Origin of the sequence: Stenotrophomonas sp. Marseille-Q5258 (assembly GCF_946900935.1) — a bacterium.
Taxonomy (GTDB): domain Bacteria; phylum Pseudomonadota; class Gammaproteobacteria; order Xanthomonadales; family Xanthomonadaceae; genus Stenotrophomonas; species Stenotrophomonas nematodicola.
Genome location: NZ_CAMPPN010000015.1, coordinates 120744 through 135618, shown reverse-complemented (window position 1 = coordinate 135618; position 14875 = coordinate 120744). Strand labels below are relative to the sequence as shown.

Here is a 14875-nt window from a genome sequence, read left to right as displayed (position 1 = left end):
GAACCTGTACCGCCTGTTCAACGAAAAGGATCTGGCGCTGGTTGAAATCAACCCGCTGGCCATCCTGGACGACGGCAACCTGTACGCGCTGGACGGCAAGTTCGACAGCGACGACAACGCCGCGTTCCGTCAGAAGGCGCTGGTCGCCATGCGCGACAAGACCCAGGAAGATCCGACCGAAGTGATCGCCTCGGAGCTGGACATCAACTACGTCACGATGGACGGCAACATCGGCTGCATGGTCAACGGCGCCGGTCTGGCCATGGCCACGATGGACGTCATCAAGCTCAACGGCGGCGAGCCGGCGAACTTCCTGGACGTGGGCGGCGGTGCGAACAAGCAGCGCGTCATCGAAGCGTTCAAGCTGATCCTGTCCTCGGACAAGGTCGAAGGCATCTTCGTCAACATCTTCGGCGGCATCGTCCGCTGCGACATGATTGCCGAAGGCATCATCGCCGCTGTGAAGGAAGTGGGCGTCAAGGTTCCGGTCGTGGTGCGCCTGGAAGGCACCAACGTGGAAGAAGGCAAGCAGCTGCTGCGTGACAGCGGCATGGCCATCATCCCGGCCGACAACATCAACGACGGTGCCAAGAAGGTCGTTGAAGCTGTCAAGAACGCCGCCTGATCCGACACCGAAGGAATAACAATGTCTGTTTTGATCAATAAGAACACCAAGGTGATCGTGCAGGGCTTCACCGGCCAGCAGGGCACCTTCCACGCCACTCAGATGATCGAGTACGGCACCCAGGTTGTTGGCGGCGTGACCCCCGGCAAGGGCGGCACCACCCACATCGATCTGCCGGTCTTCAACACCGTTGCCGACGCCGTGCAGAGCACCGGCGCCAATGCTTCGGTCATCTACGTGCCGCCGCCGTACGCGGCCGATGCGATCCTGGAAGCGGCCGCTGCCGGCATCAAGGTCATCGTGTGCATCACCGAAGGCATTCCGGTGCTGGACATGCTGCGCGTCAAGAACGTGCTGACCCGTTCGCATCCGGACACCGTGCTGATCGGGCCGAACTGCCCCGGCGTGATCACCCCGGGCGAGTGCAAGATCGGCATCATGCCGGGCCACATCCACAAGCCGGGCAAGATCGGCATCGTGTCGCGTTCGGGCACCCTGACCTATGAAGCGGTCAAGCAGACCACCGAAGTCGGCCTGGGCCAGTCCACCTGCATCGGCATCGGTGGTGACCCGATCAACGGCCTGAACTTCGTCGACTGCCTCAAGCTGTTCAACGAAGACCCGCAGACCGAAGGCATCATCATGGTCGGCGAAATCGGCGGCGACGCCGAGGAAGCCGGTGCCGAGTACATCAAGAACCACGTGAAGAAGCCGGTCGTCGGTTTCATCGCCGGTGCGTCGGCTCCGGCCGGCAAGCGCATGGGCCACGCCGGTGCGATCGCCTCGGGCGGCAAGGGCACTGCGGAAGGCAAGTTCGCCGCGATGGAAGCTGCCGGCGTCGTCACCGTGCGTTCGCCGGGCGACCTGGGTGCCGCGATCGCCAAGCTGGTGAAGTAAGGCCGCCCGCCGCGTACGCGGTGGACATGCCTGAAGCGCCGACCGCTGGTCGGCGGCGTCAAACAGAAAGGCCGCCTCCGGGCGGCCTTTCTGCGTTGGGGCGTGGCACGTGTCCACATGGCTGCCGGCCAGCGGCCGGCACTACAATGGGGCATTGCAACCACCAGGCTGTATCTCATGACGTCGCTTCGCATTGCCCTGGCCCAGTTCGACTTCCCGGTAGGTGCCGTCGCGCAGAACACCGATACCATCATCACGATGATCGGCGAGGCGCGCGACGAGTACGGCGCCGAACTGGTGGTATTCCCGGAACTGGCCATCAGCGGCTATCCGCCGGAGGACCTGCTGCTGCGGCCGCGTTTCCTGTACGACTGCCAGCAGGCGCTGGAGCGCATCGCTGCGGCCACCCAGGGCATCACCGCCGTGGTTGGCTGGCCGCAGGCCGCCGGTGCGGTGGTCTACAACGCGGCCAGCGTGCTGCGCGATGGCCAGGTCCTGCACACCTATCGCAAGCGCGAACTGCCCAACTACGCGGTGTTCGACGAGCGCCGCTACTTCGATGTCGACCCGGACGGCGGCAGCTGCGTGTTCGAGATCAAGGGCGTGCCGGTGGGCCTGCTGATCTGCGAGGACCTGTGGTTCGCCGAGCCGCTGGCCGATACCGTGCGCCAGGGCGCGCAGCTGGTGGTGGTGCCCAACGCCTCGCCGTACGAGCGCGGCAAGCATGCCGAGCGCGATGCCGTGCTGGCCGCACGTACCCGTGAAAGCGGTGCGGCGATCGCCTACCTCAATGTGGTGGGGGGGCAGGATGCGCTGGTCTTCGACGGCGCCTCGGTGGTCGCCGATGGCGATGGCACGGTGCACCCGGCAGCGGCGGCGTTCACCGACCAGTGGCTGGTCGTGGACTACGACGCGCAGACGCGTCGCTTCCTGCCGCGCGAGTGGATCGACGATGGCGACGAGAGCATGGACGCGCTGGCCTGGCGTGCAGTCACCCGGGGCATCCAGGACTACTGCCGCAAGAACGGCTTCAAGAAGGTGTGGCTGGGCCTGTCCGGCGGTATCGATTCGGCGCTGGTGCTGGCGATGGCCGTGGATGCGCTGGGCGCGGCCAACGTCACCGCAGTGCGGCTGCCGTCGCGCTACACCGCCGACATGTCCAACGATCTGGCGGCCGAGCAGTGCCGCGCGCTGGGGGTGAGGCTTGAAGCGGTGTCGATCGAACCGGTGTTCGAGGGCCTGATGCGCGCGCTCGGCCCGATGTTCGAGGGCCAGCCGGCCGATGTCACCGAGGAGAACCTGCAGTCGCGCAGCCGCGGCGTGATCCTGATGGCGCTGTCCAACAAGTTCGGCGGGCTGCTGCTCACCACCGGCAACAAGAGCGAATACGCGGTGGGCTACGCCACCATCTACGGCGACATGTGCGGTGGCTACGCGCCGCTGAAGGACCTGTACAAGACCGAGGTGTTCGGCCTGTCCAAGTGGCGCAACACGGTCGGGGGCGCGCCGGTGATTCCGCCGGCGGTGATTGCCCGGCCGCCATCCGCCGAACTGCGGGCCAACCAGACCGACCAGGACTCGCTGCCCGCCTACGATGTGCTCGATGGCATCCTGTACCGCTACGTCGACCAGGAACAGTCGCGCGAGGAGATCGTGGGGGCCGGCTACGCGCCGGAAGTGGTGGACCGCGTGCTGCGCCTGGTGCGCACAAGCGAGTGGAAGCGCCACCAGGCCGCGCCCGGTCCCAAGGTGTCGCGACGCGCCTTCGGCCGCGAACGCCGCTACCCGATCAGCAACGGCTACAAGGGCTGACACCCGCGACGGCGCCTGGCACAGGCCCCGCGGCCAACCGCGAGGTCACGAACGCCAGGCGCTGGCGAGGGTCCTCGGCGGGAAACACACGCCTTGCGGCCCCAGGCTCAGAGGCGTGTCCCCTCCCTTGGAGAGGAGCCAAAAAAAAAGGGCCCGAACCGGGCCCTTTTCTTCGTCACCGCAGGGATTACTTGCGGTTGATCGTGGCGTTGCGCTGACCGGTGCTGGCCGATTTCTCGCCGGCAAACGGGTTCAGCTTGCGCACCATCCACGGGTACTTCGGCCACTTGCCCTGCAGCCACGGGTGGTCGGGCTGGTTCAGCTCGAGCACGCGGCGGGCGTCGTCGGCCAGCGGCTTGTTGTCCAGGTGCGTGTACGCCTCGGCCAGGGTGGCCACGGCGTCGTACTGGAAGGCGCTCTGCGGGTAGGTTTCCAGCAGGTAGTTGGCGCGGCCGGCGGCCGACACCCAGGCCTGGCGGCGCAGGTAGTACAGGGCGTTGTCCAGCTCGTGCTGGGCGAACACGTCGCGCAGCACGATCATGCGCTGGCGGGCGTCGGCGGCATAGCGGCTGTTGGGGTAGCGCTCAGTCACGATGGTGAAGTCGGCGTAGGCCTGGCGCGGGGCGGACAGGTCGCGGCGGCTCGGGTCCAGGGACCACACCCGGCGCAGGAACACCGTGTCGCGGTTGCCGTTGGCCAGGCCGCGGAGGTAGTACAGGTAGGCGATGTTGCGGTGGGTCGGGTAGGTACGGATGAAGCGGTCGATGCTGGACACCGCGTCATCGTGCTTGCCGGCCTTGTACTGGGCGTAGGCCGATTCGATCATCGCCTGCTCGGTGTACGGGCCGTAGGGGTACTGGGCCACCAGACGGCGGAAACTGGCCTCGGCACCGCTCCAGTTGCCCCCCTCCATCAGTTTGTGGCTCTTGTCATAGAGCTGCTCGACCGGCAGCCCTTCATCCGGATTCTTGCCCTTGGTACCGCGATGGCAGCCGGTGGCGACGAAGAGCAGCACCAGCATCAGGGCGGCGAGGCGGACGGGCGCGGACAGCAGAACGGAGCGTCGGATCATGGGGTCAGGGCGGGACGCGGCTGGAATACGAAGGGTCGATGATAGCCTAGTGGCCTGTCCTGCGACTGAAAGTGGTCGCCCGGACCCCAAAATTGTCTCCCCGCGTGGTTCCCATGTCCGATACCCCAGCTGAAAACCCCCGTCAGGCCATCGTGCCCGATACCGCCGCCGGCCGCCGCTTCGATGCGGTGGTTGCCGAACTTTTCCCTGAATACTCCCGCTCGCGCCTGACCGAGTGGATCAAATCCGGCGATCTGCTGCTGGACGGCGAGCCGGCGCGCCCGCGCGACCCGGTGCGCGGCGGCGAGGTCGCCAGCCTGCTTGTCGTGCTCGACACCCAGACCCATGCCGAGCCGGAGGACATCCCGCTGGAGGTCCTGTACGAGGACGAGCACGTGTTCGTCATCAACAAGCCGGTCGGCCTGGTGGTCCACCCCGGTGCGGGCAACCCCACCGGCACGCTGGTCAACGCCCTGCTGTTCCGTGACCCGTCGCTGGCGGTCCTGCCGCGCGCAGGCATCGTGCACCGGCTGGACAAGGACACCAGTGGCGTCATGGTCATCGCGCGCACGCTGGAGGCGCAGACCGCGCTGGTGGCGCAGTTGTCCGCGCGCGAAGTGCATCGCCAGTACCTGGCGGTGGTGGTGGGCGCGCTGGTCTCCGGGGGCACCGCTACCGCCGCCATCGACCGCCATCCGCGCGACCGCGTGCGCATGGCCGTGCGTGAGGACGGCAAGGACGCGATCACCCATTACCGCCTGCGTGAGCGCTTCCGCGCGCACACCGCGCTGGAATGCCGCCTGGAAACCGGCCGCACCCATCAGATCCGCGTGCACATGGCGCACCTGCGCCATCCGATCATCGGCGATCAGCTGTATGGCGGCGCGCTGAAGCTGCCCAAGGGCGCCAGCGATGAGCTGGTCGCCGCGCTGCGCGGCTTCAAGCGCCAGGCACTCCACGCCGAAACGCTGGAGTTCACCCACCCGGTCACCGGCGAGCCGATCCGCAACAGCGCGCCGCCGCCGGCGGACATGCTGGCGCTGCTGCACGCGCTGCGCGAAGACAGCAGGCACTTCGCCGAACTGGAGCGCGGGCGCCGTTGATGGACGCCTCGCTTCCGGTACTGCCGGCCGAGTGGCGCGCGCCGCCGGGCGTGCAGGCGCTGACCACCCTGCGCTACGGCGCAGGCGGGTCGGTGGCGCCGTTCGACCAGTTCAACATGGGCAACCGGTACGCCGCCGACGGTGACGACCCGGCGCAGGTGCAGCGCAACCGCGACCTGCTCCAGGCCGGCCTGGTACTGCCCTCGGCCCCGCATTGGCTGCGCCAGGTGCATGGCACCACGGTGCTGCGTTTCGATGCGCCGCCGAGGGCGGCCGGGATCGACGCCGAACCCACTGCCGATGCGGCGGTGACGTCGGCCACAGGCGTGGTCCTGGCCATCCTGACCGCCGATTGCCTGCCGGTGGTGTTCGCCGCGCGCGACGGCAGCGAGATCGGCGCGGCGCATGCCGGCTGGCGCGGCCTGGCCGACGGCATGCTTGAAGCCACGGTGGCCGCCATGCGCACGGTGCCGTCGCAGCTGCAGGCGTGGCTGGGGCCGGCCGCCGGTCCGGCGCACTACGAGGTGGGTGAGGAGGTCAGGGTTGCCTTCCTTGCGCACACGGCCGACGCGGCCACGGCCTTCCAGGCCACCCGCCCGGGTCATTGGCGGGTGGATCTGTACGCGCTGGCCCGTCAGCGTCTGCAGGCAGCCGGGTTGGATGCGGCCGCCATCAGCGGCGGTACCCGGTGCACCATCGCGGCGCCGGAGCACTACTTCTCGCATCGCCGCGATCGTCGCACTGGCCGCATGGCCACGCTGGTATGGCGGGGGTAATCGTCTTCGACGGCGTCTGCGCACTGTGCAGCCGCTGGGTGCGCTTCCTGCTGCGAGTCGACCGGCAGGAGCGCTACCGCTTCGCCGCGATGCAGGGCACGCACGGGCGCGTCCTGCTGCGGCAGCATGGGCTGGACCCGGACGATCCGCTGTCGTTCCTGCTGCTGGAGGACGGCCGCGCCTGGACCGATACCGATGCCATCGTGCGGGTGCTGGTCGGGCTGGGCGGGCCGTGGCGGCTGGCTGTGGTGCTGCGCGCGGTCCCGCGCCGGCTGCGTGATCGCGCCTACCGGGCGCTGGCACGCAATCGCTACCGCTGGTTCGGCCGCCACGACAGCTGTTTCCTGCCGAGTGCGGAACAGGCACGGCGCTTCCTGGCGTGAGCGCTGCGCCGGCCGCTCAGCGCAGCAGCCGGTAGACCACGCGCCGGTTCTGTGCGCGGCCGGCCTCGCTGCGGTTGTCGGCGATCGGATCGTCGGCACCGTGCCCCATTGCGTCCAGCATCCCCATCGGCACATCCAGCAGGTGCAGTGCCAGCACCAGCGACTCGGCCCGCTGCTGGCTCAGAGCGCGCCTGGCGGCGGCATCGCCGTGACTGTCGGTATGCACGCCGACCTCCACCCGGGTGCCGGCCGGCAGCTGGCGGAGCGCCGCCGCGGTGGCGTGCAGGGTATCCAGGGAGTCGCCGGTGAGCGCCGTCGCCTCGGGCTGGAACTTCACCACGGTCTGGTTGAGCGCGACCACCACCGCATCGGGCGTGGCGTCGGGCGGCAGCGCGTGCAGGGCGGCGATGCCCGGCGTCCATAGTCCGCGCACGTCGAAGGCACCGAAGTGATCACGCAGTACCCGGGTGACACCCAGCCGGTCCTGCACGGTCAGCGCACGGCTGTCCACGCGGATGTGCTCGCCCTCCAGATCGAGCCGCAGGCCGGGGGCGAGCAGGGCGGGCAGGTGGGCGATCAGCCGGTCCTGCCAGCGCGGCGGTCGCGTTCCGCCATCCACCTGCAGTTGGCCGCGTACGTTGTCCTCCCCGTAGCGCTGTACCAGCGCGTTCCATACCCGGCGCTGGTCGGCGGCACGCGGCAGCCGTCCGTCCACCCGCACGTGATCGCCGTCGACCACCAGTGACAACCGCGCGTCCGCCACCGGCGCCACCCGCGTGGCGGACGTGTCCTGCGGCGGCGCCCGGGTGACCAGGTACAGCCAGCTGGTGGCCAGGATCAGTGACACGCCGATCAGGCAGGCCAGGATGCTGCGCACGGCCACGCCCCGCACGGCCTGGCCCGCCGCGCCGGCGGCATGCGCGTCCAGGCGGCGGGCACGCAGCGCCACCGGCGCGCCGTTGGTGGTGGTCAGCAGATCCACCAGTGGCGGCAGCAACTCGGCGACGATGACGGCGAAGATGCCGGGTGGAAAGCCGGCGCGGCGGGCCAGGCGCGCCAGGTCCTCGCGGCCGATGGCGCGCTCGAGCTGGCTGGCGACGATCGGCTGCTCGTCGCCGCGGCACCAGCTGTGGAACAGCGCGCCCACCCCGGCGCGCTCGAACTGGTCGCCCAGTCCAGCCAACCCGTCTTCGCGGGTGGCGATGTACGCGGTCAACACCGTTACCACGCTGCGCGCGCGGTAGCCCAGATTAAGCCGGGAGGCGGCATCTTCGATCAAGCGGTCAAGCGATGACATGTCTTCAAATCCCCAGTTGAAAAGACCGTGCGCATCACGTCGCACGTGCCTGGCCCACGCCTTGTCGGGGGGCTCTGGGGGCCTGAATGTCGTTAGTCCCTGTCAATGGCGAATGAAAATTCGCAAGCCACTGCCGCAGAAAGTTGCGTTTGCGCAGATCCATTCGCGCCGCCTATCGCTTTTGGCGGCTTGGGACAGCACGGTCTGTCCGGCGGCACGTGTCGAAGACGACACCCGCACGTGCCGTCACCTCACGCGCGCGAAAAGAGACATCTGCAGGGCAGAAGCCGGGCCGAAAGCGACGGCGATGCGCAGCGCCGTCGCCGCGCGTCAGGCGCTTTCCAGCGCCTCCAGGTAGGTCTGCCGCCAGTGATTGATGTCGTAGGTGCGCAGGTGGTCCATCATGGCCTGCCACCGTTCCACGCGTTTGCGCAGCGGCATGGTGGCGGCCGTGGCGATGGCATCGGCCACGCCGTCCAGGTCGTGCGGATTGACCAGCAGCGCGTGCTTCAGCTCATCGGCCGCGCCGGCCAGCAGTGACAGCACCAGCACGCCGGGATTCTCCGGGTCCTGCGAGGCCACGTACTCCTTGGCCACCAGGTTCATGCCGTCGCGCAGCGGGGTGACCAGGCCCACGGCGGCCGCCCGGTAGAAGCCGGTCAGGGTGGCGTGGGTGAAGTTCTGGTTGACGTAGCGCAGCGGCGTCCAGTCCGGCGCGGCATGGCCGCCGTTGATGTGTCCGGCGATCTGCTCCAGCTGGCCGCGCAGCTGACGGTACTCGTTGACGTCGCCACGCGACACCGGCGCGATCTGCAGGTAGGTCAGGCTGCCGCGCTGGTCGGGGTGGCGTTCGAGGTAGCGCTCGAAGCCGAGGAAGCGTTCGGGCAGGCCCTTGGAGTAGTCCAGGCGGTCCACGCCAATGGCCAGCTGGCGGTCGCCCAGGCTGTTGCGCAGGGCGCGCACGGCCGGCTTGCTGGCGCCGGCCCCGGCCTGGCGCGCGATGTGGCCGGTATCGATGCCGATCGGGAACGCCGCCGCGCGGAAGCGCCGCCCTCCCGGTGCCTCCAGTTCGCCATCGCCCACCACGCGCCCGCCGCCGAACAGACGTACATACGACTGGAAACGGTCGGCGTCGCGCTGGGTCTGGAAGCCGACCAGATCGTACGCATACAGGCTGGAGAACAGGCGCAGGTGGTCCGGCATGGCCTGCAGCAGGTCGGCCGAGGGCATCGGCACGTGCAGGAAGAACCCGATGCGGCACCCGATGCCGCGCTCGCGCAGCAGCGAGGCCAGCGGGATCAGATGGTAGTCATGGATCCACACGATGTCGTCGTCGCGCAGCAGCGGCGCGAGCTTCTCGGCGAACAGCGCATTGACCCGGCGGTACGTTTCGCGGGTGGCGCGGTCGTAGTCGACCAGGTCCAGGCGGAAGTGCAGCAGCGGCCACAGCGTGCGGTTGGCGAAGCCGTTGTAGTAACCGTCCACATCGCGCTTGTTGAGGTCCATCGTGACGTAGCGGATGTCGCCGTCCACCTGCTCGTGCAGCGCGCCGCTGGGATCGCGCACCGCCTTGCCGCTCCAGCCGAACCAGACGCCCCCGCGTTCCTTGAGTGCGGCCAGCAGGCCCACGGCCAGGCCGCCAGCGCGGTTTTCGCCCGGGACCGCCACCCGGTTGGACACCACGACCAGCCTGCTCATGACGCCTCCTGCCAGCTGCGCGACAGACGCATCGCGGCGGTCACCAGGCCGACATGCGAGTACGTCTGCGGGAAGTTGCCCCACGCTTCGCCGCTGTCGAAGGCCAGATCCTCGGACAGCAGGCCGAGGTGGTTGCGCCGGGACAGCAGCATCTCGAACATGTCACGCGCTTCGTCCATGCGGCCAATCGCGGCCAGCGCATCGATGTACCAGAAGGTGCAGATGGTGAAGCTGGTTTCCGGCTCGCCGAAGTCGTCCGGCGCCACGTAGCGGTACAGTGCATCACCGTGCTTGAGGTCGCGGCCGATCGCTTCGACGGTGGCCACGAAGCGTGCGTCGTGCGCCTCGATGAACCCGATGTCGGCCAGCAGCAGCAGCGAGGCGTCCAGGCGGTGGCCGCCGTAGGTGTCGGTGAAGTGGCCCAGTTCCTCGCTCCACGCCTCGGCCATGATGCGCGCGTGGATCGTATCGGCGCGGTCGCGCCAGTAGGCCGCGCGGTCATCGAGCTTGAGCCGCACCGCGATCTTGCACAGCCGGTCGCACGCGGCCCAGCACATCGCGCTGGTATAGGTGTGCACCTCGGTGCGCCCACGGAACTCCCACAACCCGGCATCGGGCACATCATGCAGCGCGAAGGCCTGTTCGCCGAGCGGTTCCAGGCGCGCGAAGGTGTGTGCATCGCCCGGGTCCTGCAGGCGGCGGTCGAAGAACAGCTGGGTGGAGGCCAGCACCACGCTGCCGTACACATCGTGCTGGCGCTGCACCCAGGCCAGATTGCCGCGCCGGACCGGGCCCATGCCGCGGTAGCCGGAGAGCGAGGGCACTTCGTCCTCGTCCAGCTTTGCCTCGAAGCCGATGCCGTAAAGCGGCTGCAGGCTGCCATCAGCCGTGGCCAGATTGAAGATGTAGCCCAGGAACTGTTCCATCGTCCGGGTCGCGCCGAGGCGGTTGAGCGCGCGCACCACGAACGCGGCGTCGCGCAGCCAGCAGTAGCGGTAGTCCCAGTTGCGGATGCTGCCCGGCGCCTCCGGAATGGACGTGGTCATTGCCGCGATGATCGCGCCACTGTCCTCGTACTGGCACAGCTTGAGTGTGATCGCGCTGCGGATCACCGCGTCCTGCCACTCCAGCGGAATGGACAGGTAGCGCACCCATTCGCGCCAGTAGTCGCGGGTACGCTGGAAGGCTTCCTGCACATAACCGCTGAGGGAGCGGTCCAGCGACTCGTCCACGCCCAGCACCAGGTGCACCGGGTGGTTGAGCGTGAACGGCAGGCCGTCGCGCACGAAGCGTACCGGTACATCAGTGGTGAGCCGCAGGATGTGGTCGGGCAGGACCCAGCGGATGTGGTTGCTGCCCCAGGTGGCGTCGGGTACGCGTGCACCCCAGTCGGCCAGCGGGCGCGCGCGCACGATAATGCGGGGATTGCCGGCCAGCGGCCGCACCTGGCGGATCAGGCTGACGGGCCGGTAGAAGCGGTCGTTCTGGCGCCAGCGCGGCGCGAAGTCGATGATCTCCAGGGCGCCGCCGTGCTTGTCGTGAAGCACGGTGCGCAGGATGGCGGTGTTGGTCAGGTAGGTCTGTTCGCTGCCGACCAGGTCTTCCAGCTCGATGCCGAAGTCGCCGCCGGTCTGCTGGTTCGGTTCGAGCAGGGCGCAGAAGGTCGGGTCGCCATCGAAGGTGGGCAGGCAGCTCCAGACCACGCGGGCGTGTTTGTCGATCAACGCGCCGAAGCTGCCATTGCCAACAACGCCCAGGTCCAGGGTGGGGACGGTGTCACTACTCATGTCATGAAACTCTCGGGTCAAGCCGGCGCAGGGGGCCGGGGGCAGTGGCGATGCTCAGTACGCGTTCTCGCGCAACCAGGCATGCACGGCACGGATATGCGGCAACGCGAACACCGCCGCGCTGGGCTCGCGTGCCCCCACGAGCACGCTCCAGCCGTGCAGATCGTTGGCGGCGCCGAACCCGTACTCGTCGGTGAGATCGTCGCCGAGGAACACCGGCAACCGGTCGCGGAAGGGCGGGGCGAGCATCAGCCGGCGCAGGGCGCGGCCCTTGTCGCTGCCTTCGGGAACGAATTCGACGACGTGGTCGCCCGGCTGCAGCCGGTAGCCGGTGTGGCCGCGGATGTGCCGCTCGGCAAAGGCACGCACCTCGGGTGCGGCATGCGGTGCACCGCGCCAGTGCAGTGCGAGGCTCTGGCCCTTGTCCTCGACCAGAACACCGGGCTTGCCGTGGGCAAAGCGCATCGCCTGCTGGTGGAGTGCGTGCAGCCATTCGCCGGCATCGGTGCCGGGCACGGTGCTGTCCACCCGGCCATCGCCGTGGCGCAGTTCGTGACCGTGCAGGCCTGCCGCCGGCAGGTGCAGCGGGGCGAACAGCCGGTCGAGTTGATCCAGCGGCCGGCCGCTGATCAGCGCGACCGCACCTTCAAGGCGGTCGCTGATGCGCCCGATGGCCTCGCGGATGTCCGGCAGCAGCTGCACCGCGTCGGGGTCATCGGCGAACTCGATGAGGGTGCCATCCACGTCCAGGAACAGCGCACAGGCATCGTCCAGCAGTGGCGGCGGCGGACGGTGGGGGAAGTCGTTGGCCATGCGGGCCAACATGCCAGCGTGGATGTGATCGCCAGGTAATGGCAATCACATCCACACGGTGGTGCCGGCCGGCAGCGCCGTCAGAACGTATATCGCACGCGCCCGTAGAAGTACGCGCCGTTGCTGCCGATCGGCGACAGCACGTCATACGGCAGGTTGCCGAAGTAATGGATGTCGTCATTGGAGGGATCGGAGTAGTTGTCGGTCAGGTTCTGCCCGCCCACCGCCACGCTCCACTGCGGCGTGATCCTGAACTCCACTTCGGCATCCAGCTGCCACTCGGCACCGTAGGTCTGGCGTGGAAGGTAGCCATCACCGAAGTTGAACACGCGGGTGACGCTGCCATAACGGTTGACCCGGCTGCTCAGCGACCAGCGGTCGTTGGCCCAGCTCGCGGCCAGTGACGCGCGGGTGCGCGGGGTGGCGTCGGTCAGCGTGTTGGTCTCTTCCACGCCGAACAGCACGTAGTCCGGATCCAGCGCGCGCAGGCTGGCGGGGGTGGCCAGGACGTTCTTCAGCGTGGTCCTGGTATAGGCGTAGGTCCCGGTCAGCACCAGCTCGCCCGTGCCGAGCGACTGTCGCCAGTTGCTCACCAGTTCCGCGCCGCGGGTACGGGTGTCGGCAGCATTGACGAAGAAGCTGGCGCTCTGCAGGCCGGCCACGCCGAACTGCTGCTGCACGTAGTCGGTCAGCGCATCGCCGGTGATGCTCTCGGACAGCGCGATGCGGTCGTCGATATCGATCTGGAAGAAATCCAGCGAGACGTCGAAGTGATCGCCGATGCGGCTGGTGAAGCCCAGGCTGGTGTTGAGCGACTTCTCCGGCTTCAGGTCGCGGGCGCCCAGTCCGCGCGCGATGGGGTTGTTCACCGAGAGCACCCGGCCCTGCACCAGCTGGCCGGCGGCGTTGTAGCCGGTAGAGGTGGATTCATAGCCGATCTGCGCCAACGAAGGCGCGCGGAAGTTGTTGGAGACTGCGCCACGCAGCGCGAACGCCGGGGTGAATTCGTAGCGCAGGCCGAGCTTGCCGGTGAGCTCGCCGCCGTAATCATCGCTGTGTTCGTAGCGTGCGGCCAGATCGCTGGAGAAGTGCTCGCCGACCTGGCTGGACAGGCTGGCGTAGGCGCTGGCCACATCGCGCGACAACGTGGTGGCATCCTGCGGGGTCAGGCCACCGCCGGCCTGCGAGCCGGTCGGGCGATCGGTGTACGGGCCGGCCGCATAGCTGCTCGGGTCGCCAGGCCGGGTCTGGTAGTGGTCGCGGCGTGCTTCCAGGCCAAGGCCCAGGCTGTGGGTGATGCTGTCACCCTGCTCGAACACCCGCCCCAGGTCGAGATTGGCCACGGTCAGTTCGTTGCGGTAGTCGCCGGTCTTGAAGCGGGTGGGGCTGGTCGGGCCGAGCGAGGCGTTGAGCGAGTTGCGCAGGCGGTAGGTGAAGCTGTTGCTGCCGTAGTCCATGCTGGCATCGTAGTTCCACTCGCCCCACTGGCCGCGTGCGCCGGCCACGGCCTGCACGTCGCGGTTCTCGCCTTCGGAAACCGGGCGGTAGCCATTGGGATACACCTGCGCCCAGTTGGCGTCGCTGTCCGGATAGCGGAAGTAGTTGGCGCCTTCGCTGTCGCGCTGGTTGAACGTGCTGAAGAAGTAGAGCTTGGACGTCTGCCCGAACGGCAGTTCAGTGTTGATCCAGGCGTTGAGGTCCTTGGTGTGGCCGTCGCCCAGCACGTAGTTGCGCTTGCCCTGCAGCGCCAGGTTGGTGGCGTTCTGGTCCCACGGCGGGATCTGGTCGAAGCCGGCGCGGTTGGTGCCCTCGTGGTTCTTCAGCTCCAGGCCCACGCGCAGGAAACCGCCGTCGTCGCCCAGCGCGGTGCCGACCTTGGCGCTGAGGTAGCTGGTCTGGCCATCGGTGAGGGTGCGGTCGACCGGCTTGAGGTCGGTGTGATTGGCACCGAAGCTGGCTTCGATCGCGCCGCCGTCGGCCCCGTCGTCGAGGATCACGTTGATCACGCCCGCCACCGCGTCCGAGCCATACAGGGCGCCGGCACCGTCGCGCAGCACTTCGATGCGTTTGATCGCGCTGACCGGGATGGCATTGAAGTCCACCGGCGTGGTGCCCTTGCCGATCTTGCTGTCGGTGTTGACCAGCGCGCTGCTGTGGCGGCGCTTGCCGTTGACCAGTACCAGCACCTGATCCGGGGACAGGCCGCGCAGCTGGGCGGCGCGGATATGGTCGGCGCCCCCGGAGTTGGACTGGCGCGGGAAGTTGAACGAGGGCAGCAGCGCCTGCAGGGCGCTGCCCAGTTCACCGTTGACCACGCCGGCCTTGCGGATGTCCTCGGCGGTGAGTACGTCCACCGGCGAGGTGGACTCCAGCACGGTACGGTCCACGGCACGCGTGCCGGTGACGATCACCGTGTCCAGGGTGGTGGCGGAGCCGGGCGCGTCCTGCGCGGTTGCGTCCTGGGCAAGCAGGGGGGAGGAGAGGACGAGCGCGATGGCAAGGCCAAGGCGCGACGCGGACGGACGGGACATGCGGACTCCGGCAGGACGACGAGGGGGAGGAGAAGCGGGAAGGACGCGGGTGCTGCCGGTTGATGGGCGGCACTACCAATC

At 68.4% G+C, this 14875-nt stretch carries 11 protein-coding genes and 1 pseudogene; 6 read left to right on the top strand and 6 right to left on the bottom strand.

The features are described from left to right. The 3 genes and pseudogenes from sucC to OC534_RS11860 form a co-directional block, all read left to right on the top strand. Positions 1–625: pseudogene (sucC, locus tag OC534_RS11870) on the top strand (succinate--CoA ligase subunit beta); the annotation flags it as partial. A 21-nt stretch (positions 626–646) separates the two neighbouring features. Beyond that, on the top strand, positions 647–1522 hold the full coding sequence (gene sucD / locus OC534_RS11865) for a succinate--CoA ligase subunit alpha (protein WP_017356169.1): 876 nt from the start codon (positions 647–649) through the stop codon (positions 1520–1522). Between the two features lie 177 nt (positions 1523–1699). Further along, a complete protein-coding gene (locus OC534_RS11860; protein ID WP_136003011.1) occupies positions 1700–3334 on the top strand; it encodes an NAD+ synthase in 1635 nt (544 codons plus the stop codon). A gap of 187 nt (positions 3335–3521) precedes the next feature. Here OC534_RS11860 and OC534_RS11855 read toward each other — a convergent pair whose 3' ends face one another. Further along, positions 3522–4406 (bottom strand): outer membrane protein assembly factor BamD, encoded by an 885-nt coding sequence (locus OC534_RS11855; protein ID WP_017356167.1) that lies wholly within the window; start codon positions 4404–4406, stop codon positions 3522–3524. Between the two features lie 113 nt (positions 4407–4519). On the opposite strand from OC534_RS11855, the gene rluD reads away from it, so the two are divergent. From rluD to OC534_RS11840, 3 genes are read left to right on the top strand one after another with little or no spacing between them, the layout of a single operon-like run. Further along, a complete protein-coding gene (gene rluD / locus OC534_RS11850; protein ID WP_017356166.1) occupies positions 4520–5509 on the top strand; it encodes a 23S rRNA pseudouridine(1911/1915/1917) synthase RluD in 990 nt (329 codons plus the stop codon). Next, a complete protein-coding gene (gene pgeF / locus OC534_RS11845) occupies positions 5509–6285 on the top strand; it encodes a peptidoglycan editing factor PgeF (RefSeq protein ID WP_136003012.1) in 777 nt (258 codons plus the stop codon). Before rluD ends, pgeF begins: the two co-directional genes overlap by 1 nt. Continuing rightward, positions 6273–6668 (top strand): thiol-disulfide oxidoreductase DCC family protein, encoded by a 396-nt coding sequence (locus OC534_RS11840; protein WP_153164696.1) that lies wholly within the window; start codon positions 6273–6275, stop codon positions 6666–6668. Before pgeF ends, OC534_RS11840 begins: the two co-directional genes overlap by 13 nt. Before the next feature lie 16 nt (positions 6669–6684). Here OC534_RS11840 and OC534_RS11835 read toward each other — a convergent pair whose 3' ends face one another. From OC534_RS11835 to OC534_RS11815, 5 genes are all read right to left on the bottom strand, one after another. Continuing rightward, positions 6685–7965, bottom strand: a complete 1281-nt coding sequence (locus OC534_RS11835) for an OmpA family protein (RefSeq protein ID WP_136003014.1) — start codon at positions 7963–7965, stop codon at positions 6685–6687. Positions 7966–8295: 330 nt separating this feature from the next. Then, a complete protein-coding gene (otsA, locus tag OC534_RS11830) occupies positions 8296–9663 on the bottom strand; it encodes an alpha,alpha-trehalose-phosphate synthase (UDP-forming) (protein ID WP_136003015.1) in 1368 nt (455 codons plus the stop codon). After that, entirely contained in the window at positions 9660–11450 is a 1791-nt protein-coding gene (locus tag OC534_RS11825) for a glycoside hydrolase family 15 protein (protein ID WP_136003016.1), read from the bottom strand. The genes otsA and OC534_RS11825 overlap by 4 nt, the downstream gene beginning before the upstream one ends. Positions 11451–11504: 54 nt before the next feature. Beyond that, entirely contained in the window at positions 11505–12263 is a 759-nt protein-coding gene (gene otsB / locus OC534_RS11820; protein WP_136003017.1) for a trehalose-phosphatase, read from the bottom strand. A gap of 80 nt (positions 12264–12343) precedes the next feature. Continuing rightward, on the bottom strand, positions 12344–14794 hold the full coding sequence (locus tag OC534_RS11815; RefSeq protein ID WP_262071833.1) for a TonB-dependent receptor: 2451 nt from the start codon (positions 14792–14794) through the stop codon (positions 12344–12346). Positions 14795–14875: the final 81 nt, after the last annotated feature.

What these genes read in the sequence shown, in the direction of transcription:
- sucD (WP_017356169.1), top strand. Translation starts at nt 647, where the DNA reads ATGTCTGTTTTGATCAATAAGAACACCAAGGTGATCGTGCAGGGCTTC.
- OC534_RS11860 (WP_136003011.1), top strand. Translation starts at nt 1,700, where the DNA reads ATGACGTCGCTTCGCATTGCCCTGGCCCAGTTCGACTTCCCGGTAGGT.
- OC534_RS11855 (WP_017356167.1), bottom strand. Translation starts at nt 4,406, where the DNA reads ATGATCCGACGCTCCGTTCTGCTGTCCGCGCCCGTCCGCCTCGCCGCC.
- rluD (WP_017356166.1), top strand. Translation starts at nt 4,520, where the DNA reads ATGTCCGATACCCCAGCTGAAAACCCCCGTCAGGCCATCGTGCCCGAT.
- pgeF (WP_136003012.1), top strand. Translation starts at nt 5,509, where the DNA reads ATGGACGCCTCGCTTCCGGTACTGCCGGCCGAGTGGCGCGCGCCGCCG.
- OC534_RS11840 (WP_153164696.1), top strand. Translation starts at nt 6,273, where the DNA reads ATGGCGGGGGTAATCGTCTTCGACGGCGTCTGCGCACTGTGCAGCCGC.
- OC534_RS11835 (WP_136003014.1), bottom strand. Translation starts at nt 7,965, where the DNA reads ATGTCATCGCTTGACCGCTTGATCGAAGATGCCGCCTCCCGGCTTAAT.
- otsA (WP_136003015.1), bottom strand. Translation starts at nt 9,663, where the DNA reads ATGAGCAGGCTGGTCGTGGTGTCCAACCGGGTGGCGGTCCCGGGCGAA.
- OC534_RS11825 (WP_136003016.1), bottom strand. Translation starts at nt 11,450, where the DNA reads ATGAGTAGTGACACCGTCCCCACCCTGGACCTGGGCGTTGTTGGCAAT.
- otsB (WP_136003017.1), bottom strand. Translation starts at nt 12,263, where the DNA reads ATGGCCAACGACTTCCCCCACCGTCCGCCGCCGCCACTGCTGGACGAT.
- OC534_RS11815 (WP_262071833.1), bottom strand. Translation starts at nt 14,794, where the DNA reads ATGTCCCGTCCGTCCGCGTCGCGCCTTGGCCTTGCCATCGCGCTCGTC.